This is a genomic window from Mycobacterium sp. NS-7484 (assembly GCF_001953975.1).
GTDB lineage: Bacteria > Actinomycetota > Actinomycetes > Mycobacteriales > Mycobacteriaceae > Mycobacterium.
The window spans coordinates 14295-34077 of sequence record NZ_MBEJ01000093.1; the positions used below are offsets into that span (position 1 = coordinate 14295).

Below are 19783 nucleotides of genomic sequence, written 5' to 3' on the forward strand. Positions count from 1 at the left end.
CCCAACCTCGCGGGGGTCAAGAGCACGGTGCTATCGCTCAGGACTGCGCGAACCCGATTTGTCAGTAAGGTTGGGTCGCGTGAAAGCCCTGAGACGGTTCACTGTCCGCGCGCACCTCCCCGAACGTCTGGCGGCGTTGGAACGGCTGTCGATCAACCTGCGCTGGTCCTGGCACAAACCCACTCAGGATCTCTTCGCCGTCCTCGATCCAGACCTGTGGCAGCAGAGCAACGGTGATCCGGTGGCGTTGCTCGGGGCGGTCAGCCCGCAACGGCTCGACGAACTGGCGGGCGACGGGGCGTTCCTTGCCTCCCTGGACGAGTTGGCCGCAGACCTGGACAACTATCTGAGCCGGCCGCTGTGGTACCAGCAACAACAGGCCGAAGGACAGCAGATGCCGAAAGGTATCGCTTACTTCTCGATGGAGTTCGGTGTGGCCGGGGTGCTGCCCAACTACTCCGGTGGTCTGGGCATCCTGGCCGGCGACCACCTGAAATCCGCGTCGGATCTGGGTCTGCCGTTGATCGCAGTGGGTCTGTACTACCGCTCGGGGTACTTCCGGCAGTCTCTGACCGCCGACGGCTGGCAGCACGAGAACTATCCGTCCCTGGATCCCCAGGGGCTTCCGCTGCGTCTGCTCAGCGACGCCGCCGGCGATCCGGTGCTGGTGGAGCTGGCGCTGCCCGATTCACGCGACCTGCGGGCACGGGTGTGGATCGCCCAGGTGGGCCGGGTTCCGTTGCTGCTGCTCGATTCCGACATCCCCGAGAACGAGCACGACCTGCGTGGCGTGACCGACCGGCTCTACGGCGGTGATCAGGAACACCGGATCCGGCAGGAGATCCTGGCCGGGATCGGGGGCATCCGGGCCATCCGGGCGTTCATCGACCTTGAGGACCTGCCCTCGCCCGAGGTGTTCCACATGAACGAGGGCCATGCCGGCTTCTTGGGGTTGGAGCGGATTCGCGAACTGGTCTCGGCCGGTTTGGATTTCGACACCGCACTGACCGTGGTGCGGTCCTCGACCGTGTTCACCACGCACACCCCGGTGCCCGCGGGCATCGACCGGTTCCCGGTGGAGATGGTCAAACGCTACTTCGGCGGTCCGGCCGACGAGCGTTCGCGCGACGAGTACGAGTCGCGGGGCCCGGCCGATTCCCGGTTGCTACCCGGGGTTCCGCTGGACCGGGTGGTGGCGTTCGGCGCCGAGGACGACCCGTCGAAATTCAACATGGCACACATGGGTCTGCGACTTGCCCAGCGCGCCAACGGGGTATCTCTGCTCCACGGCCGGGTCAGCCGGCACATGTTCAACGATCTGTGGCCGGGGTTCGACTCGGCCGAGGTGCCGATCGGATCGATCACCAACGGTGTGCACGCGCCCACCTGGGCTGCTCCTCAGTGGCTTGAGCTCGGTCGTGAGTTGATCGGTTCGGAAGCTGCCGAACCGGCGGTCTGGGAGCGGTTGCAGCAGGTCGATCCGGGCCACCTGTGGTGGATTCGCTCGCAGCTGCGCGAGACGCTGATCGCCGACGTGCGTGAGCGCCTGCGCCGTTCCTGGTTGGAGCGTGGCGCATCCGAAGCTGAACTGGGCTGGATCGCAACCGCTTTCGATCCGTCGGTGCTTACCGTCGGATTCGCCCGCCGGGTGCCCACCTACAAGCGGTTGACCCTGATGTTGCGCGACCCGCATCGGCTGGAGAAGCTCTTGCTGGATGAGGAGAGGCCCGTACAGCTGATCGTGGCGGGCAAATCGCACCCCGCCGACGACGGCGGCAAGGCGCTGATCCAGCAGATCGTGCGGTTCGCCGATCGGCCGGAGGTACGCCACCGGATCGCGTTCCTGCCGGACTACGACATGTCGATGGCCCGGTTGCTGTACTGGGGCTGCGACGTTTGGCTGAACAATCCGTTGCGGCCGCTTGAGGCCTGTGGCACGTCGGGGATGAAGAGCGCGCTCAACGGCGGACTGAACCTCTCGATCCGCGACGGCTGGTGGGACGAGTGGTACGACGGCGAGAACGGTTGGGAAATCCCGACCGCCGACGGGGTGGACGACGAGGCGCGTCGCGACGACCTGGAGGCCGCTGCGCTCTACGACCTGCTCGAGCATGCCGTCACGCCCAAGTTCTACGAGCGCGACGAACACGGCGTACCGATGCGCTGGGTGGAGATGGTGCGCCACACGCTGCAGGTGCTGGGGCCCAAGGTGTTGGCGTCGCGCATGGTGCGTGACTACACCGAGAAGTACTACCTGCCTGCGGCGCAGTCGCTGCGCCAGACGGTCGAGGCGGCATCGGGGGAGCCGTTCGGGGCGGCCCGGGAACTGGCCGATTACCGCCGCCGCGCGCAGGAGGCCTGGCCGAAGGTCCAGATCACCGATGTGGACAGTTACGGTCTGCCCGACACCCCGCTGCTGGGCTCGGAGTTGACGCTGACCGCCACCGTGCTGTTGGGCGGACTGCGGCCCGAGGAGGTCACCGTGCAGGCCGTGCTGGGCCGGGTGGACGCCGGTGATGTGATCGTCAACCCGGTGACGGTGCCGATGACGTACGTCGGTTCGGCCGAGGGCGGTGCGGAGCTGTTCTCGACCAGCACCCCGCTGCCGGTCGCCGGGTCGGTGGGCTACACCGTGCGCGTGCTGCCGCACCATCGGCTGTTGACGGCCGACAACGAGCTGGGGCTGGTGGCGCTGGCGTGAGTAAGGCGCTGAAAGTCAAGGTCGACGGCGGACCGTACGCGCTGGCTGCCGGAAGCGACGGTGCGATGTGGGTGACGCTCGTGCACAGCGGCGCGGTGGCGAGGGTGACCGAAACCGGTGAGGTCACCACCTATCCGGTCGCCGAGGGCGCGCGGCCGACGATCATCGCGGCTGGGCCCGATGGGGCGTTGTGGTTCACCCGGTACGGCGACGACCGGATCGGCCGGATCACCACCGGCGGTGCATTGAGTTCCTTCGAATTGCCCGCGGGCAGTGGGCCGTACGGCCTCGTCGCCGGTCCCGACGGGGCGATGTGGTTCACCACGACGTCGTCGGGCGAGATCGGCAGGATCGGCATGGACGGGGAGATCACGTGCCAGGCCGTGGTCGGCGGCATGCCGTCGATGATCACGAAAGGGCCCGACGACGCGCTGTGGTTCACCCTCAACGAGTCGGGTTCGGTGGGCCGCCTGACCGCCGAGGGGAAGGTCACCGTGCGCGAATTGCCCACTGCCGCAGCCGGTCCGGTGGGGATCACGGCGACCCACGACGATGCGGTGTGGTTCACCGAGATCCTCGCCGACAAGGTGGGCCGGATCCCGATGCATGACGCCATCCAGGAACTCGACCTGCCGGGCAAACCGCATGCCGTGGTTGCCGACCCGACCGACGGCGTGTGGGTCAGCCTGTGGGGTGCCGACCAGATCGCCTGCATCAGCGGTGACGGCGAGGTGGTGACCATCGACCTCCCGCCCGACAGCGAACCGCACGGGCTGGCGATCGGTCCCGACGGTGCCTGCTGGGTGGCGCTGGAATGTGGCTACGTTCTGAAAATGCCGACCTGAGTGATCGGCGGTGACAACGTTCGGGTAAGCACATAGGCAGTCTTGTTCTTCCGGGAACGTGGCGATACGTTTCCGACCGGAACTGTAACGAGAGGCCGCCGGTGTTGATTCGCTCGTTCGGACTGCTGACCGCCGTGTTTGTGGCCTGTTTGGCCTCGGAGGCGCGGGCCTGGGCCGAGCCCGTCATCCCTCCCGACAGCGAGGTGGCCGCCGGCGTGGTGCCCGCCCCAGGTGAACCCGGCCCCGCCGACCTCGTCGAGTCGACCCCGCCGGCTGTGCTCAAGACGCCCGACGGCTGGGAGCTGACGGTGTCGGCCGGCGAGGAGACGCAGGCCGCGGTGCCACCACTGACCACCGCGGTGTCGTCACGGGAATACGTCGTCGGCGGAACCTACCGCGGTGCGATGACCGGACCCGATAACGGTGGGGAGCCGCGCGGCACGTTGGAGGCCGGCTACCAGATCGGTTGCGGCATCGACATGAGCACGTCCAACGGCGTCGCGTTGACCGGCACCGCCGGACTCAACAGCTCCATCGGAATTCTCGGCACCGACGTGATCTCGCCCTGGCCCGAGGGCATCCTGCCGGGGGTCGGGGCGAACATCGGCGGCGGCATCACCGTCGGGCTCAAACCCGGGCTGATCAACCTTGTGCCGGTGGTGGAAAAGGAGTTCAAGGGCACCGAGCCGTGGGTGATGATCAGCAATTTCCGGGTGAAGATCGACGGTTGCGTCGGGCAGTCGTTCATTCGGTCCTACGCGGTGCTGACCCGGTCGACCGATGAGTCCGAAGCGGTGCTGGCCTGGTACGGCACCACGAAGGTGGTGTGAGCCCGGGACGGCAGGCCGCGTCAGGCGAACCGCCGCAGGCAGCGCTCCTCGTCCCCGAGTATGCCAACCCGAAAGGCGTCGATGCGGGCGAAGCCCGAGGGCACCGACTCGCCGTTGACGTCACTGGCCGCCAGCCCGTTGGTGAGGATGCCCGACACCGCCTCGTCGACATCACCGGCGGTCAACAGAATCGTGTCGCCGTTGGGCAGCCGTACCGGCTTGATCATCCTGGCGGTGGCCACCCCGGTCAGGCAGGCCGTGCGCAGGGCGGCTTCGGCATTGTCGAGCACCAGACCTCGGGCGTGCTCCAGTGCCAGCATGTAGCGCGAGATCAGCACCGAGTAGGCGTTGTTGTCTCCGCCGGCCAGCCCACCGGTACCGAAGTCGTCCGGTGGCGCGGCCAGGACCTGTAGTTCGGCGAGATCGACCACAAGAGCGTTGGTGTCCGGACAATAGGAGACCGGGGGGCTGGGTCGCGCGCTCGGGCAGTCGACGGCGGCATCGGCCCGGAAACTGAGCGTCGGGGGTTCGGCCGGTTCGAACACGATGTTGAGGGCGTCGACCATCGAGCGGACCCACCGTTCGGTGATGTCCAGATCGCCACTTTGGTTCTCGGGTAATAGGACCGGAAGCTCGCCGCGCCGCTGGTCGATCTCCTTGACGTCGATCGCCGCACAGGCCGCGGGCCCGTCGGTGAAGCCGAACTGAAACGCCGAGACCCGTTCGAACGCCGACCCGTGTTCGTCGATGCCGTATCTGGCCTCCGCCTCGGTGAGCAACGGATCGCGAAACGCGATGACGGCGGCCAGCAGGTTGTTGAGCCCGTCGCCGGTGTTGAGGGTGAACCGGGGGGAATCGCCCTGGGCCACCCACCGCATGTAGGCGCCCGCCAGGCAGTCGGCCTGTTGCTCGGCGACCAGGGTGGGAGTGTTGCGGTTGGTCAGCCCGGCCTGTTGCCCGATCGCGTGCCCGTATTCGTGGGCCAGCACCATGACGGCCCCCATGTCGCCGTTCTGCCGGCGCAGGCCGGGGATCAGCACGCCCCGATCCCAGCCGATGGTGCGGTCCGGTTTGCAGAACGCGGCGTTGACCAGTCCGTAGGTCTCCATCCCGCAGAAGCGGCCGTCGAAATTCTCGGCGTCCCAGGAGATCAGGGCCCGCACCGGTTGAAATTCACCGTCGAATGCCTCCGAGTACACGGCCGACCAGAACTCTTCGAGATCGCTGACGGCCCCGGCCGCCAGTTCGTCCATCGCACCGCCGTCGGTGTTCTTCACGGTGCGGGTGGGCTCGGCGGCATCGGGCCGCAGGCCGCTGGCGCCGTCGGTGGCGGGCATGCCGGCGACCGAGAAAGGATCGTTGAACACCGAGACCGGTGTGCCGGCCACCAACGCCGAACAGCCGGCCAGCGCCAGCACCATGCTGCCCGCGAGAGCGATGGCAACCAGTGCGCGTCTGCTCATCTCGCTGCCTTCCGGGGCACTCTGGCGGTCGCAACCGTCCGCGCGGGTCATTGCCGCACAGACTAGTTAACCGGCCGTGGTGAAGTTGGGTTATCCGGCCGCGCCGCGCAGCCGCCGCAGCGACTGACGCACCCGGTCGGGGTCGGTGGTGGACCAGAACGGTGGCAGTGACGACCGCAGATATCCGCCGTACCGCGCGGTGGCCAACCGGGAATCCAGCACGGCGATCACCCCGCGATCATCGGTGTGGCGCAACAGCCGGCCGGTGCCCTGGGCGAGCAGCAGCGCGGCGTGGTTGGCGGCGACCGCCATGAAACCGTTGCCTCCGTGGGCACTGATCGCGCGTTGCCGGGCGGTGAGCAACGGGTCGTCGGGGCGCGGGAACGGAATGCGGTCGATCAGGACCAGCGACAACGACGGGCCCGGCACGTCCACCCCTTGCCACAGCGACAGGGTGCCGAACAGTGACGTCTCGGGATCGTCGGAAAACTGTTGCACCAGAGCCGAAGTGGTGTCTTCTCCCTGGCAGAGCACCGGGGTGGACAACCGGGTGCGCATCACCTCGGCGGCCGCCCTGGCCGCCCGCATCGAGGAGAACAGGCCCAGGGTGCGGCCCCCGGCCGCGGTGATCAGGCCCTCGATCTCGTCCAAGGTGCGGGTGTCGGTGCCGTCCCGTCCGGGGGCCGGTAAATGCTTGGCCACGTACAGGATTGCGGATTTGGCATGGTTGAACGGTGAGCCGACATCCAGGCCCCGCCATCCCGGTTTGGCGGATTCGGCGTCGTCGCCGTAACCGCCCAAACCCCAATTGCGGGCCATGGCGTCGAAGTTGCCGCCCAGGGTGAGCGTGGCCGAGGTCAACACCGCGGTGGTGTTGGCGAACAGCCTGGTGCGCAGCAGCCCGGAGACCGACATCGGGGCCACCCGCAGTACGGTCCGCGCCCCGGTGCGCGGCGCGGCTCCGGTGCTGGGGGGATCAGGCTGTTCCACCCAGACCACGTCGAGGCGGTCGGGAATCGGTGGCACGAACGAGGTGAGGATGCGGGTGGCGGTATCGCTGACGTCACTGAGCGCGGTGACCGCTTCGGTGCGTGCCGACGCGGCCTGAGGATCACTGGGTGTGGTGTCGATGGCAGTGCGTGCGGCGTTGGCCGCATCGCGTAGTGCGGTCAGATAAGTGCCCAACTCCTCGTCGAGAACATCGATGCGGCCGGCGTCGACCTCGTGCAGCAATGAGGACAACGTCGCGACCGCCGCCTCGAAGCGTTGGGCCAGTTCGTCATCCACCAACCGGGCCATCCGGCGGTGTGCCACCGCCATCGACGTCGGCGACAACTCACCGGTGGCCACCCCGGTGACCCGGTCGGCCAGTTCATGCGCCTCGTCGACCACCAGCAGCTCGTACTCGGGCAGCACCGAGAAATCGGACAGCGCATCGATGGCCAGCAAGGCGTGATTGGTGACGACGACGTCGGCGGCCCCGGCCTTTTCCCGCGCCCGCTCGGCGAAGCAGTCGGTGCCGAACGGACACCGCGACACCCCGATACATTCCCGGGCCGAGACGCTGACCTGAGACCAGGATCGGTCCGGTACCCCGGGGGTGAGCTCGTCGCGATCACCGGTCTCGGTGTCCGAAGACCACTCGGTCAGTCGCTGGACGTCGCGGCCCATGGCGCTGACGGCCATGGGGGAGAACAGCTCGTCCTGGGGGAGGGTATCTGACGGCTCTGCCGCCGCGCCGCTGTGGATCTTGTTCAGACACAGGTAATTTCCGCGTCCCTTGAGCAGTGCGAAAGTGGGTTTGCGGGGCAGCGCGTCGGCCAGCGAATTCACCAGCCGTGGCAGATCACGATCGACGAGCTGGCGTTGCAGCGCGATGGTGGCCGTCGACACCACCACGGGTTGTTCGGTCTGCAGTGCGCGCGCAATCGACGGCACCAGATAGGCCAGTGACTTGCCGGTGCCGGTGCCGGCCTGCACAGCCAGGTGTTGGCCCGTCTCGAAGGCGGAGGCGACGGCCTCGGCCATCTGGACCTGCCCGGGGCGGCTGGTTCCGCCGAGACCCTTGACGGCGATCTTGAGAAGGTTGGTCACCACATTGGCCACCTGAGGCGATGGCTTCGATTTGGTCGTCATGGCGTGGGTGGCACGACCCGGGTGGGGATGGCGGGTTCTCCGCGGGAGAGCTTGAGCCCGTCCCACGGCAGGCTGTGCAAACCCGCCGCGACGCGTTCGCGCCCGGCCGCCAGCGCGGCGACGGGATCGTGTGCGTCGACGGGGACGCCGCCGCTCACCAGCGGGACGGTGAGCCGACGTGCGGTGAGCTCGGCGGGGTCCGGCGGCAGCTGCTCGTAGGGGTAGACCACTTCTTCGACGATCGTGCCCGACGCCTTGGCCAGCCGCAGCGCCTGTTTGCGACCACCGTGGGATTCCTTGCGGCTGCTGCGTTTGGCCACCGGGATCCCGTCGACCTCGACCAGTTTGTAGACCATGCCGGCCGTCGGGGCGCCCGAACCGGTGACCACCGACGTGCCGACGCCGTAACTGTCGACGGGCTCGGCGCGCAGGGCCGCGATGGCGAACTCGTCGAGATCTCCGGACACCACGATCTTTGTGCCGGTGGCGCCCAGGTCGTCGAGTTGCTGGCGCACCTGACGGGCCAGCACGCCCAGATCGCCCGAGTCGATGCGCACCGCACCCAGCTGGGGACCGGCCGCCGCGATCGCGTTGGCCACCCCCGTGGTGATGTCGTAGGTGTCCACCAGCAGCGTGGTGCCGACGCCGAGGGCCTGCACCTGGCCGCGGAATGCGGCCTGCTCGTCAGGGCCGGACTCGGTCGTGTGCAGCAGGGTGTAGGCATGTGCCGCGGTGCCCAGGGCCGGCACGCCGTACCGCTGCTGGGCCGCCAGGTTGGACGATCCGCCAAACCCGGCGAGATAGGCCGCCCGCGCCGCTGCGCGCGCGGCCGCCTCGTGGGTGCGCCGCGAACCCATTTCGATCATCGGCCGCCCCTGTGCGGCGCTGACCATCCGGGCCGCAGCTGACGCGATCGCGGTGTCGTGGTTGAGGATTGACAGCACGAGGGTCTCCAGCACCACACATTCGGCGAAGGTGCCGTGCACGGAGAGAACAGGCGATCCGGGGAAGTACAGCTCGCCCTCGGCGTAGCCGTCGACGTCGCCGCCGAACCGGTACCCGGCCAGATAATCCAGCGTCGTCGTATCCAGGAAATCCGACAGTGCGTCGAGCTCTTGGGAAGTGAACGTGAACTCTGCCAACGCTTCCACGAACCGTCCGGTGCCGGCGACCACGCCGTAGCGACGTCCTTCGGGCAGTCGCCGAGCGAACACCTCGAACGTGGTGCGGCGGTGTGCCGTGCCATCGCGCAACGCGGCGGCGAGCATCGTCAGCTCGTATTTGTCGGTGAGCAACGCGACGGTCACACCAGCAACCGTAGCTGTTCAACGCTGTGTGAAGATCGCGCACCCCAGCCGGTATTGTGGGCCCATGGTTACACCGGCGAAGGTCCGACCGGGGACCCGCGAGGAACGCAGCGTCGGGGCGGCGCCACGGGAAGATACGGCCGGCGAAACTCCGTGGGTGACCATCGTCTGGGACGATCCGGTCAACCTGATGACCTACGTCACCTACGTGTTCCAGAAATTGTTCGGATACAGCGAGCCCCACGCCACCAAGCTCATGCTGCAGGTGCACAACGAGGGCAAGGCCGTCGTGTCGGCAGGCAGCCGCGAGTCGATGGAAACCGATGTGTCCAAACTGCACGCCGCCGGCCTGTGGGCCACGATGCAACAGGACCGCTGATCGACTGTGCGCAAATGGAAAAGGGTCGAGACCGCCGATGGTCTTCGGTTCCGTTCGGCCTTGGAAGCCCACGAGGCGGCCCTGCTGTCCAGCTTGAGCCTCTCGATGCTCGGCATGCTCGATGAGCGCGGATCATCCGGGCCCACAGACGAACTCGAGACGATCACGGGTATGAAGACCGGCAATCCGGAGCCTCCCGAGGACGCCACGATGCGGCGCCTGCTGCCTGACTTCTACCGGCCGCAGACCGAGCACCCGGCCGGCTCGGGAACTGCCGAAAGCCTCAACAGCGCGCTGCGCGGTCTGCATGAACCGGCCATCATCGACGCCAAACGTCAAGCCGCACAACGTCTGTCGGACACCATTCCGAACGGTGGCGGCAAGTTCGAGCTCACCGAGGACGATGCCGAGGCCTGGGCGGCTGCGGTCAACGACATCCGGTTGGCCCTGGGCACGATGCTCGACATCGGCCCGGAGGGGGCGGATCAGCTCCCCGCCGAGCATCCCATGGCCGGGCACCTCGACGTCTACCAGTGGCTGACGGTGTTGCAGGAGTACCTCGTGTTGGGCCTCCTGGGGAAGTGAGCGCAATGGGATCGATCACCGACGTCGGCGGCATCCTGGTCGGCCATCATCACCGCATCGACCCCGACGCGTCGTTGGGCTCGGGATGGGCGTCGGGTTCGACCGTCGTCCTGACCCCGCCCGGCACCGTCGGGGCGGTGGACGGACGCGGCGGCGCACCAGGTACCCGCGAGACCGATCTGCTCGATCCGATCAACTCGGTGCGTCATGTGGACGCGGTGGTGCTCAGCGGGGGCAGTGCCTACGGTCTGGCGGCCGCCGACGGCGTCATGACCTGGCTGGAGGAGCAGGGGCGCGGCGTGGCGATGGACGGCGGCGTGGTGCCGATCGTGCCCGCCGCGGTGATCTTCGACCTGCCGGTGGGTGGCTGGGCCAACCGGCCCACCGCCGAATTCGGCTACGCGGCGGCTCAGGCGGCCGGCCGTGAGTTTGCGCTGGGCACGGTCGGGGGCGGGGTCGGCGCGCGTGCCGGGGTGCTCAAGGGCGGTGTGGGCACCGCCTCGGTAACGCTCGACGGTGGTGTCACCGTGGGGGCGTTGGTGGTGCTCAACGCCGCCGGCGACGTGGTCGACCCGGCCACCGGTCTGCCGTGGATGGCCGCGTTGATCGCGGAGTTTGGCCTCGTCGCACCCCCGGAGGACCAACTCGCCGCCTACGCCGGCCGGCATCGTGAACTCGGCCCGCTGAACACCACCATCGCCGTGGTCGCCACCGACGCCGCGCTGAGCCCGGCGGGGTGTCGCCGGGTGGCGGTCGCCGCGCACGACGGGCTGGCCAGGACCATCTCGCCGTGTCACACCCCACTGGATGGCGATACGGTGTTTGCGCTGGCGACCGGCGCGGTCACCGTCGAGCCGGATGAAAAGACCCCGGTGGCGATGTCGCCGGAGACGGCGTTGGTCACCCGCGTCGGGGCGGCCGCGGCGGACTGTCTGGCCCGCGCGGTGCTGGTCGGGCTGCTGGCCGCCGAGCCGGTGGCCGGAATACCGACCTACCGTGACATGTTGCCCGGAGCGTTCGAGTGAGAGGTGTGAGCAGTGCTGGTGATCCGGCAGGATCTGGTCGAGGCCATGGTGGCGCATGCCCGCGCCGACCATCCCGACGAGGCATGTGGCGTGATCGCCGGGCCTGAGGGGTCTGACCGGCCCGAGCGGTTCATTGCGATGGTCAATGCCGAGCGGTCGCCGACCTTCTACCGATTCGATTCGATGGAGCAGTTGCGGGTGTGGAGGGCGATGGATGAGGCCGACGAGGTGCCCGTCGTCATCTACCACTCGCACACCGGCACCGAAGCCTATCCGAGCCGCACCGACGTCGCGATCGCCGCGGAGCCCGATGCGCACTACGTCCTGATCTCCACCCGCGACCCGCGCGAGCACGAGCTGCGCAGCTACCGCATCCGCGACGGCGTCGTCACGGAGGAACCCGTCACTATCGTTGAGCAGTACAGCTAAGGAGCTTTGACATGGCAGTCACCGTTTCGATCCCGACCATCCTGCGTCCGCACACCGGCGGGCAGAAGCGGGTCACCGCGTCCGGCGACACACTCGCCGCAGTGATCAACGACCTGGAGGCCAACTACTCCGGGATCTCCGACCGGCTGGTCGATAACGGCAAGCTGCACCGCTTCGTCAACATCTACGTCAACGACGAGGACGTCCGATTCTCCGGCGGCCTGGACACCGCGCTCTCCGACGGTGATTCGGTCACCATCCTGCCCGCGGTCGCCGGCGGATAAGAATGACCCGGCACGACTCTCTGCTGCAGGCCCTCGGCAACACCCCGCTGGTCGGGCTGCAGCACCTCTCGCCGCGTTGGGACGACGGTGAGGACGGGCCGCATGTGCGGCTGTGGGCCAAGCTCGAAGATCGCAACCCCACCGGCTCGATCAAGGACCGGCCCGCGCTGCGCATGATCGAGCAGGCCGAGCGGGACGGGTTGCTCAGTCCGGGTGCCACCATCCTGGAGCCCACCAGTGGCAACACCGGCATCTCATTGGCGATGGCGGCAATGCTCAAGGGCTACAACATGATCTGCGTGATGCCGGAGAACACCTCCATCGAGCGGCGCCAGATCCTGGAACTCTACGGCGCGCGGATCATCTTCAGCGCGGCCGAGGGCGGGTCCAACACCGCCGTGGCGACCGCGAAAGAGCTTGCGGCGGAAAACCCTTCGTGGGTGATGCTGTACCAGTACGGCAACCCGGCGAACAGCGATGCCCACTACCACGGTACCGGCCCGGAACTGCTGGCCGACCTGCCCGAGATCACCCACTTCGTCGCCGGTCTCGGCACCACCGGCACCCTGATGGGCACCGGACGCTTTCTGCGCGAGAACGTGCCCGGGGTGCAGATCGTGGCGGCCGAACCACGTTACGGCGAGGGCGTATACGCGCTACGCAACATCGACGAGGGGTTCATCCCGGAACTGTATGACCCCGACGTCTTGACCACCCGGTTCTCAGTGGGCTCCTATGACGCCGTCAAGCGCACGCGTGATCTGGTGACACGCGAGGGTATCTTCGCCGGGATCTCCACCGGCGCGGTGCTGCACGCGGCGCTGGGCATGGCGGCCAAGGCGATCAAGGCCGGTGAGCGTGCCGACATCGCCTTCGTGGTGGCCGATGCCGGGTGGAAGTATCTGTCGACCGGTGCCTACGCCGGTAGCCTGGATGACGCCGAAGACGCGTTGGAAGGGCAGCTATGGGCGTGAGCGGTCGGATATGACGAACCCTGGTCAGCTCTCGGGGGCCGGCCCCAAAAAGCGGCCGGCCTGGATCGTCGGCGGTCTGACGATCATCAGCTTCGTCGTGCTGCTGTACGCGATCGAGATCGTCGACACCGTGATGGGGCATCGGCTCGACCAGGACGGCATCCGCCCGCTGCAGACCGATGGACTGTGGGGCATCTTGTGGGCGCCGCTGTTGCACGGCGGTTGGCCGCACTTGATCGCCAACACCGTGCCGGCGTTGGTGCTCGGCTTCTTGATGACGCTGGCCGGGATGGGACGGTTCATCGCCGCGACCGCGATCATCTGGATTCTCGGCGGCTTCGGCACCTGGTTGATCGGCAACATCGGCCTGCACTGTCCTTATGTGAACGTGCAATGCACGAGCACGCACATCGGCGCCTCCGGTCTGATCTTCGGCTGGCTGGCGTTTCTCATCGTGTTCGGCTTCTTCACCCGCAATGTGTGGGAGATCGTCATCGGCGTCGTGGTGCTGTTCGTCTACGGCGGTGTCCTGCTCGGGGTGCTGCCGGGCAGCCCGGGGGTGTCCTGGCAGGGGCATCTCAGCGGGGCCGTCGCGGGCGTCGTCGCCGCCTACCTCCTGTCCGGGCCGGAACGTAAGGCGCGCGAAGTCAAGAACCGCCCCGCTGCGCCGCGTCTGACGGCGTGAACGACCGATTCGCGCCCGTCGGCGTCTTCGATTCCGGCGTCGGCGGGCTCACCGTGGCCCGGGCGATCATCGACCAGCTGCCCGATGAGGACATCATCTACGTCGGGGACACCGGCAACGGCCCGTATGGGCCACTGACCGTCCCGGAGATCCGGGCCCACTCCCTGGCCATCGGTGACGATCTGGTGGCCCGCGGGGTCAAGGCTCTGGTGATCGCGTGCAACACCGCGTCGTCGGCCTGCCTGCGCGACGCCCGGGAACGCTACTCACCCGTGCCGGTGGTCGAGGTGATCCTGCCCGCGGTGCGGCGTGCGGTGGCCGCCACCCGCAACGGCCGCATCGGCGTGATCGGCACCGCCGCCACGATCGCCTCGGGTGCCTATCAGGACGCATTCGCCGCAGCGCGTGACACCGAGGTGTTCGGGGTGGCCTGCCCGCGGTTCGTCGATTTCGTGGAACGCGGAGTGACCAGCGGCCGCCAGGTCCTGGGGTTGGCCGAGGGGTATCTGGAACCGTTGCAGCGCGCTGAGGTGGACACTCTGGTGCTGGGCTGCACGCACTACCCGATGCTGTCGGGGCTCATTCAGTTGGCCATGGGTGACAACGTCACGCTGGTGTCCTCGGCCGAGGAGACCGCCAAGGACCTTTTGCGGGTGCTCACCGAACTCGATTTGCTGAAACCCCACGAATCCGGCCCGGCCCGACGGGTGTTCGAGGCCACCGGGGATCCTGAGGCGTTCACCACTCTGGCCGCGCGATTTTTGGGTCCGGGCCTGGACGGGGCGCGTCAGGTTCGGCGTCACGCGGGGGCGGGAAAATGATCTCCGTCGCCCAAAGCGGCGATGTCTTGGCAACGCGCACATCGGGCATGGCAAGCTAGACACTGTGCGATTGACGATCCTGGGATGCTCCGGCAGCGTTGTCGGCCCGGACTCGGCAGCCTCTGGCTATCTCGTCACCGCACCAGACACGGTCCCGATGGTGCTCGACTTCGGTGGCGGCGTCCTGGGTGCGCTGCAGCGCTACGCCGATCCGAATTCGGTCAACGTGTTGCTGTCGCATCTGCATGCCGACCACTGCCTGGATCTGCCGGGCCTGTTCGTCTGGCGCCGGTACCACCCCAGCCCGGCCACCGAACGTGGCCTGATGTACGGCCCCGCCAACACATGGTCGCGTCTGGGGGCGGCATCCTCGCCCGAGGGTGGCGAGATCGACGACTTCACCGACATCTTCGAGGTCCGTCATTGGGAGGACCGCACCCCGGTGCAGTTGGGCACGCTCACCGTCACGCCGCGCCTGGTGTGTCACCCCACCGAGTCCTACGGCATGCGGTTCACCGACCCGTCCGGAGCTGTCCTTGTCTACAGCGGCGACACCGGATATTGCGATGCGCTGGTGGAGTTGGCCCGCGGGGCGGACCTGTTCTTGTGCGAAGCGTCCTGGACCGACGATCCGTCACGCCCGCCGAAGCTGCACCTGTCCGGGACCGAGGCCGGCCGTGCGGCACGCGAGGCCGGGGTGCGCGAGCTGCTGCTGACCCACATTCCGCCGTGGACCTCGCGCGAGGACGTGATCAGTGAAGCCAAGGCCGAATTCGACGGCCCAGTCCACGCCGTGGTGTGCGGCGAGACCTTCGACGTCACGCGCGACTGACCCGCTAGGGTTGGCGGGGTGTCCAAGCGAGAAGACGGCCGTCTCGACGACGAGCTGCGCCCGGTAACCCTCACCCGCGGTTTCACCTCACATCCCGCCGGCTCGGTACTGGTGGAGTTCGGCCAGACCCGCGTCATGTGCACCGCCTCGGTAACCGAAGGTGTGCCGCGCTGGCGGAAGGGATCCGGCCAGGGCTGGCTCACCGCCGAATACGCCATGCTGCCGGCCGCCACCCATGATCGCTCGGACCGCGAATCGGTCAAGGGCCGCGTCGGTGGCCGTACCCAGGAGATCAGCCGACTCGTCGGGCGCTCGTTGCGGGCGTGCATCGACCTCGGTGCGCTGGGGGAGAACACCATCGCGATCGACTGCGACGTGCTGCAGGCCGACGGCGGGACCCGCACTGCCGCCATCACCGGTGCCTACGTGGCGCTCTCCGATGCCGTGACGTACCTGGCTGCGGCCGGGCGGCTCTCGGACCCACGCCCACTGTCGTGTGCCATCGCGGCGGTGTCGGTCGGTGTAGTCGACGGCCGCGTCCGCGTCGACCTGCCCTACGTCGAGGACTCCCGCGCCGAGGTCGACATGAACGTCGTCGCCACCGACACCGGCACCCTCGTGGAGATCCAGGGCACCGGCGAGGGGGCGACGTTCCCTCGCTCCACTCTGGACAAGATGCTCGACGCCGCGCTGGGGGCCTGCGAGCAACTGTTCGTGATCCAGCGCGAGGCCCTGGAATTGCCGTATCCCGGCGTGCTGCCCGAGGGGCCGGCACCCAAGAAAGCGTTCGGTAGCTGAGTGCCCTCACTTCTGGTAGCAAGCCGTAACGCCAAGAAGCTGGCCGAGCTGCGGCGGGTGCTCGATGCTGCCGGCATCGTCGGTCTGGAGTTGTTGTCGCTGGCTGACGTGCCCGCCTACGACGAGGCGCCCGAGACCGGGGCGACCTTCGAGGAGAACGCCCTGGCCAAGGCCCGGGACGGTTTTGTCGCGACCGGAATACCCTGTGTGGCAGACGATTCCGGGATATCAGTGGACGCGTTGAACGGGATGCCCGGCGTGCTGTCGGCCCGCTGGGCCGGCCGGCACGGCGACGATCCCGCGAACACAGCGTTGCTCTTGGCGCAACTGGGCGACGTGCCCGACGAGCGCCGCGGCGCGGCGTTCGTGTCGGCGTGTGCCTTGGTTTCTTCGTCCGGTTCGACGGTGGTGCGGGGAGAGTGGCCCGGGGCGGTTGTTCGCGAGCCCCGCGGCGACGGCGGATTCGGGTACGACCCGGTGTTCCTGCCTTCGGGGTCGTCGTTGACCGCAGCCGAGCTGACGCCGGCCGAGAAAGACGCGGCCTCACACCGGGGCCGGGCGCTGGCATTGTTGGTGCCCGCGCTGCGGGAATTGGCTGGAGGTTAGACGGCCGCGCTCCGGCTGGTCAGCAGCAGCGCCGCCGCGGCGATGACGGCGCTGACCACCATGGCCACCGCCATGGGCAGGGCGGTGTGATCGCCGCCGAGCCCCACGATCGGCGACACCACTGCGGCCAGGCCGAACTGCAGCGCACCCAGCACCGCGGAACCGGTGCCGGCGGCGTGGCGAACTTCGTCGAGCGCCAGCGACGTCGCGTTGGCGGCCACCAGACCGAGGCTGGCGACTGCACCCCACAGCAGCACCAGTGACGCCCACAGCACCGGGCCGAGCAGGGCGTCGACCACCAACAGTGCCGAAAACAGCACGAGCAGGCCGATACCCAGGTGCATCAGGCGACGTTGACCGAACCTGCCCACGATCCTGGCGTTGACGGCGTTCACGATCACGATGCCGGCCGCGTTCGCGGCGAACGCGAATGAGTAGTGCAACGGCGAGAGCCCGAGCACATTCTGGAGGACGAACGGCGACGCGGAGATATAGGCGAACATCACCGTGAACCCGAACGCGAAGGCCAGCGTGTAGCCGATGTATCCGCGATTGGTCAGCACGGATCCGGCGTCGCGCAGCATCGCGGCCACGCCGCCGGTGTGGCGGTTGTCTTTCGGGTGGGTTTCGGGGAGCACGACGGCCACGCCAACGAACATCGCCGCGGCGAGCCCGGTGAGAATCCAGAAGATGCCGCGCCAACCGATCACACCCATCAGTGATCCGCCGATGAGAGGCGCGAGCACCGGGGCGGCGCCGTTGATGATCATCATCAAACTGAAGGCTCGCGCCGCTACCGCGCCGTGCGCGCGATCGGCGACCACGGCTCGGCTGAGCACCACACCGGCCGCTCCGCTGAAACCCTGCACGAAGCGAAAAGCCGTCAGCAGGGCGATGTTTGGGGCCAGGGCACACGCGATGCCGGCCAGGATGCAGACGAACGTCCCGGCGAGCATCAACGGCCGTCGGCCGAACCGGTCAGAGAGCGGACCGATGATCAACTGCCCGCTGGCCAGCCCGATCATGAACGACGTCAGCGTGAACTGGATGGCCGAGGCCGAGGTGCCGAACTCGTCGGCCATGGCCGGGAAGCCCGGCAGGTACATGTCGATCGACAGCGGTGCGACGGCAGTCAGCAGGGCAAGGACCCCGAGCCAGTTCAACGGCAGGGCCGATGCCCGGGTGGGGGTGTTGTCGATTCGAGTACTCATTCACACCTTTACGATTTATGTATAAAACTATAGGTAATATAGTCGACATGACGCCGGTTCGGGTACCCAGAGCGACGCGTGATGTGCGCGACGTCGCCACCGCGGTACGCACACTTGCCTGGTCGTTGCGGCGATTCGGGGAAAAACAGGTCGGGCTGGAACCGTTGCCGCACTCGGAGTTCGAGGTCATCCGCACGGTGGGTGACCATCCGTGGATCAGTGTGTCCGAGGTGGCTCACGCCTTGGGGCTACAGCCCAGCAACGTCAGTACCACCGTGCGAAAACTGGTGGAGCGTGGCTTGATCGACCGCGCGCCCGATGAACGCGACCGCCGCTGTATCCGGTTGCACCTGACCGCCAGGGCTGCCGAGCACAAGAAGATGATCGACGCGGCGTGGACCGCCGGGGTCCGCGATCAGTTGTCGACGATGACCGACGACGAGGTCGCGACGTTGGTCAAAGCCGCGCCGTTGCTCGGTCGGCTGGCTTCGATGAGCTAGCCGACGGGGCTAGATGTCGAAGCGTTCCTTGATGTCTCGCGAGTTGAAGTGCTCGACGATGATGCCGACCAGTGGGATGGTGCCGGCCAGCAGTGTGCCGATCGTCTTGCCGATGGGCCAGCGGATCTTGACGGCCAGGTTGGCCGTGAACAGCAGGTAGATGAAGTACACCCAGCCGTGGACGACGCCGATCCAGCCCGGCGGGTTGTCGACCTGCACGATGTACTTGAGCACCATCTCGTAGCACAGCGCAATCAGCCACAGGCCGGTCGCCCAGGCGAACACCCGGTAACCCAACAACGCCTTGCGGATGGTCTCCTTAGGTGTGGTGACGGCCTGCGGTTCGGTCATCTGTCGGTCCTGTCTTTCTTCTCGGGCTGGGCATCGGACTTGGCCAGCTCGGCAAGGTAGGCGTTGTATTCGGCGAGGGTCTGATCACCGGCATCGTCGACTGCGTCCTGGGCTGCGGCCCTGGGCCGTTCCGGTAGCAGGCCCGCGGGGATCTCGGTGATCTCATCCTTCGGCTGTTCCGGCGGAGCTTCCTCGAAGCGGACGAACTTGTAATACGCGTAGAAGCAGAAGCCGGCGAACATCGGCCACTGCAGCGCATAGCCAAGATTCTGGAAGGTGCCCGAGGCCGACTCATAACGCGTCCACTGCCACCAGGCCAGTGCCAGGCAGCCGGCGGCGCCGAGGATCACCAGCAGGATGAGGGCTGGTCTCCTACGCCGTGTAGTGGACATTCGTCCATGGTACGGCGAGGTGCTTCGGGCCAGCTCACGGCACTAGATCTTGGGGCCGATGAACTCGTCGAGGCGGGCGGTGGCGGCCTTGCGGTATACCGCGACGTCGTAGCGGCTGGGACGCGTCCAAGGGATACCGAGCTGGTCGAGCGCCGCGCAGTACAGGTCGCGGATATCGTCGGATCTGTTCGAGAAGTGATAACGGATGCTCTTGACTCCGCGGTCATCGGCAACGACACGACACCCGTCGCTGTGGATAAGGCCGCGCACGAAATCTTCGGGTGCCTTCCTGACAAGTGCTTCTTGCCACGGCTCCAGCCGAATCGGTCTGGTGTGCTTCTTGCCAGGGCCGTGCTGTGGAAACAAGCACGGCCAATGCTTGCTATAAAGCGACACCGCGACGCACGCAGTTGGTTGCTGCTCGACCGACGCATTCTGCCCAGGCATCAGGGTGTCGATGGCTGTGCGGCAACTCGCAACGATTCCCGGATACTTGTTATCGAGCATGATTCTCAGTCGCCATGCTCGCGGGTGCTGCGAGATGCATCCGTCTGTCGGCTCCGGTTGAATCCTGCGCAGCCTGCTCCGGTTGAAAAGTGAGCAGGTGTTTACGAGGTTGAGTCTGCCTG

Annotated in this window: 22 protein-coding genes; 15 read left to right on the top strand and 7 right to left on the bottom strand. The window is 67.4% G+C overall.

Going from position 1 to position 19783, the window contains the following annotated elements:
- Positions 1-79 precede the first annotated feature (79 nt).
- From A5733_RS17020 to A5733_RS17030, 3 genes are all read left to right on the top strand, one after another.
- Positions 80-2701: a glycosyltransferase family 1 protein gene (locus A5733_RS17020; RefSeq protein ID WP_076240956.1), complete on the top strand. Its 2622-nt coding sequence runs from the start codon at positions 80-82 to the stop codon at positions 2699-2701.
- A 65-nt stretch (positions 2702-2766) separates the two neighbouring features.
- Positions 2767-3546 (top strand): virginiamycin B lyase, encoded by a 780-nt coding sequence (locus A5733_RS17025; protein ID WP_233152714.1) that lies wholly within the window; start codon positions 2767-2769, stop codon positions 3544-3546.
- A gap of 101 nt (positions 3547-3647) precedes the next feature.
- Entirely contained in the window at positions 3648-4376 is a 729-nt protein-coding gene (locus A5733_RS17030) for an MspA family porin (protein ID WP_076240958.1), read from the top strand.
- 20 nt (positions 4377-4396) lie between these two features.
- Here the strand turns inward: A5733_RS17030 and A5733_RS17035 are convergent, their stop codons facing one another.
- The 3 genes from A5733_RS17035 to A5733_RS17045 all read right to left on the bottom strand — a co-directional run bounded on the left by A5733_RS17035 (position 4397) and on the right by A5733_RS17045 (position 9282).
- Positions 4397-5839 carry a neutral zinc metallopeptidase gene (locus tag A5733_RS17035; protein WP_076240970.1) on the bottom strand — a complete coding sequence of 481 codons (1443 nt, stop codon included), beginning with the start codon at positions 5837-5839 and terminating at the stop codon, positions 4397-4399.
- Between the two features lie 90 nt (positions 5840-5929).
- A complete protein-coding gene (locus A5733_RS17040; RefSeq protein ID WP_076240959.1) occupies positions 5930-7975 on the bottom strand; it encodes an ATP-dependent DNA helicase in 2046 nt (681 codons plus the stop codon).
- Entirely contained in the window at positions 7972-9282 is a 1311-nt protein-coding gene (locus A5733_RS17045; protein ID WP_076240960.1) for a nicotinate phosphoribosyltransferase, read from the bottom strand. The genes A5733_RS17040 and A5733_RS17045 overlap by 4 nt, the downstream gene beginning before the upstream one ends.
- 64 nt (positions 9283-9346) lie before the next feature.
- On the opposite strand from A5733_RS17045, the gene clpS reads away from it, so the two are divergent.
- From clpS to rdgB, 11 genes are all read left to right on the top strand, one after another.
- Positions 9347-9661, top strand: a complete 315-nt coding sequence (clpS, locus tag A5733_RS17050; RefSeq protein ID WP_067770687.1) for an ATP-dependent Clp protease adapter ClpS — start codon at positions 9347-9349, stop codon at positions 9659-9661.
- Between the two features lie 6 nt (positions 9662-9667).
- On the top strand, positions 9668-10246 hold the full coding sequence (locus A5733_RS17055; RefSeq protein ID WP_076240961.1) for a DUF2017 domain-containing protein: 579 nt from the start codon (positions 9668-9670) through the stop codon (positions 10244-10246).
- Between the two features lie 5 nt (positions 10247-10251).
- Complete coding sequence (locus A5733_RS17060; protein ID WP_076240962.1) at positions 10252-11271, top strand: P1 family peptidase; 1020 nt, start codon at positions 10252-10254, stop codon at positions 11269-11271.
- A gap of 12 nt (positions 11272-11283) precedes the next feature.
- Entirely contained in the window at positions 11284-11700 is a 417-nt protein-coding gene (locus tag A5733_RS17065; protein WP_076240963.1) for a Mov34/MPN/PAD-1 family protein, read from the top strand.
- 11 nt (positions 11701-11711) lie between these two features.
- The gene (locus A5733_RS17070) at positions 11712-11984 is read left to right on the top strand and encodes a MoaD/ThiS family protein (RefSeq protein WP_076240964.1); all 273 of its coding nucleotides are present in this window, start codon (positions 11712-11714) and stop codon (positions 11982-11984) included.
- Between the two features lie 2 nt (positions 11985-11986).
- Entirely contained in the window at positions 11987-12958 is a 972-nt protein-coding gene (locus A5733_RS17075) for a cysteine synthase (protein WP_067770698.1), read from the top strand.
- Positions 12959-12968: 10 nt separating this feature from the next.
- Complete coding sequence (locus A5733_RS17080; RefSeq protein WP_076240965.1) at positions 12969-13643, top strand: rhomboid family intramembrane serine protease; 675 nt, start codon at positions 12969-12971, stop codon at positions 13641-13643.
- Positions 13640-14464: a glutamate racemase gene (gene murI / locus A5733_RS17085; RefSeq protein ID WP_067770703.1), complete on the top strand. Its 825-nt coding sequence runs from the start codon at positions 13640-13642 to the stop codon at positions 14462-14464. Before A5733_RS17080 ends, murI begins: the two co-directional genes overlap by 4 nt.
- 64 nt (positions 14465-14528) lie before the next feature.
- Complete coding sequence (locus tag A5733_RS17090; RefSeq protein WP_067770705.1) at positions 14529-15296, top strand: cyclic nucleotide-degrading phosphodiesterase; 768 nt, start codon at positions 14529-14531, stop codon at positions 15294-15296.
- An 18-nt stretch (positions 15297-15314) separates the two neighbouring features.
- A complete protein-coding gene (gene rph / locus A5733_RS17095) occupies positions 15315-16094 on the top strand; it encodes a ribonuclease PH (RefSeq protein WP_067770707.1) in 780 nt (259 codons plus the stop codon).
- A complete protein-coding gene (rdgB, locus tag A5733_RS17100) occupies positions 16095-16700 on the top strand; it encodes an RdgB/HAM1 family non-canonical purine NTP pyrophosphatase (RefSeq protein WP_076240966.1) in 606 nt (201 codons plus the stop codon).
- Here rdgB and A5733_RS17105 read toward each other — a convergent pair.
- On the bottom strand, positions 16697-17911 hold the full coding sequence (locus A5733_RS17105; protein WP_076240967.1) for a multidrug effflux MFS transporter: 1215 nt from the start codon (positions 17909-17911) through the stop codon (positions 16697-16699). The genes rdgB and A5733_RS17105 overlap by 4 nt on opposite strands.
- A 47-nt stretch (positions 17912-17958) precedes the next feature.
- Here A5733_RS17105 and A5733_RS17110 point away from each other — a divergent pair, with 47 nt between their 5' ends.
- Positions 17959-18411, top strand: a complete 453-nt coding sequence (locus tag A5733_RS17110) for a MarR family winged helix-turn-helix transcriptional regulator (protein WP_067770712.1) — start codon at positions 17959-17961, stop codon at positions 18409-18411.
- Between the two features lie 9 nt (positions 18412-18420).
- On the opposite strand, the gene A5733_RS17115 is transcribed toward A5733_RS17110, so the two are convergent.
- From A5733_RS17115 to A5733_RS17125, 3 genes are all read right to left on the bottom strand, one after another.
- Positions 18421-18762 (bottom strand): DUF3817 domain-containing protein, encoded by a 342-nt coding sequence (locus A5733_RS17115; RefSeq protein ID WP_067770714.1) that lies wholly within the window; start codon positions 18760-18762, stop codon positions 18421-18423.
- A complete protein-coding gene (locus A5733_RS17120; RefSeq protein WP_067770715.1) occupies positions 18759-19154 on the bottom strand; it encodes a hypothetical protein in 396 nt (131 codons plus the stop codon). The genes A5733_RS17115 and A5733_RS17120 overlap by 4 nt, the downstream gene beginning before the upstream one ends.
- 42 nt (positions 19155-19196) lie before the next feature.
- A partial coding sequence (locus tag A5733_RS17125) for a hypothetical protein (protein WP_233152713.1) occupies positions 19197-19783 on the bottom strand: 587 nt, incomplete at its 5' end.

Excerpts from the sequence above, each read along its gene's own strand:
- A5733_RS17025 (WP_233152714.1), top strand. The coding sequence starts at position 2,767 with ATGTGGGTGACGCTCGTGCACAGCGGCGCGGTGGCGAGGGTGACCGAA.
- A5733_RS17035 (WP_076240970.1), bottom strand. The coding sequence starts at position 5,839 with ATGAGCAGACGCGCACTGGTTGCCATCGCTCTCGCGGGCAGCATGGTG.
- A5733_RS17040 (WP_076240959.1), bottom strand. The coding sequence starts at position 7,975 with ATGACGACCAAATCGAAGCCATCGCCTCAGGTGGCCAATGTGGTGACC.
- clpS (WP_067770687.1), top strand. The coding sequence starts at position 9,347 with ATGGTTACACCGGCGAAGGTCCGACCGGGGACCCGCGAGGAACGCAGC.
- A5733_RS17060 (WP_076240962.1), top strand. The coding sequence starts at position 10,252 with ATGGGATCGATCACCGACGTCGGCGGCATCCTGGTCGGCCATCATCAC.
- A5733_RS17070 (WP_076240964.1), top strand. The coding sequence starts at position 11,712 with ATGGCAGTCACCGTTTCGATCCCGACCATCCTGCGTCCGCACACCGGC.
- A5733_RS17075 (WP_067770698.1), top strand. The coding sequence starts at position 11,987 with ATGACCCGGCACGACTCTCTGCTGCAGGCCCTCGGCAACACCCCGCTG.
- A5733_RS17080 (WP_076240965.1), top strand. The coding sequence starts at position 12,969 with ATGACGAACCCTGGTCAGCTCTCGGGGGCCGGCCCCAAAAAGCGGCCG.
- A5733_RS17105 (WP_076240967.1), bottom strand. The coding sequence starts at position 17,911 with ATGAGTACTCGAATCGACAACACCCCCACCCGGGCATCGGCCCTGCCG.
- A5733_RS17110 (WP_067770712.1), top strand. The coding sequence starts at position 17,959 with ATGACGCCGGTTCGGGTACCCAGAGCGACGCGTGATGTGCGCGACGTC.
- A5733_RS17115 (WP_067770714.1), bottom strand. The coding sequence starts at position 18,762 with ATGACCGAACCGCAGGCCGTCACCACACCTAAGGAGACCATCCGCAAG.
- A5733_RS17120 (WP_067770715.1), bottom strand. The coding sequence starts at position 19,154 with ATGTCCACTACACGGCGTAGGAGACCAGCCCTCATCCTGCTGGTGATC.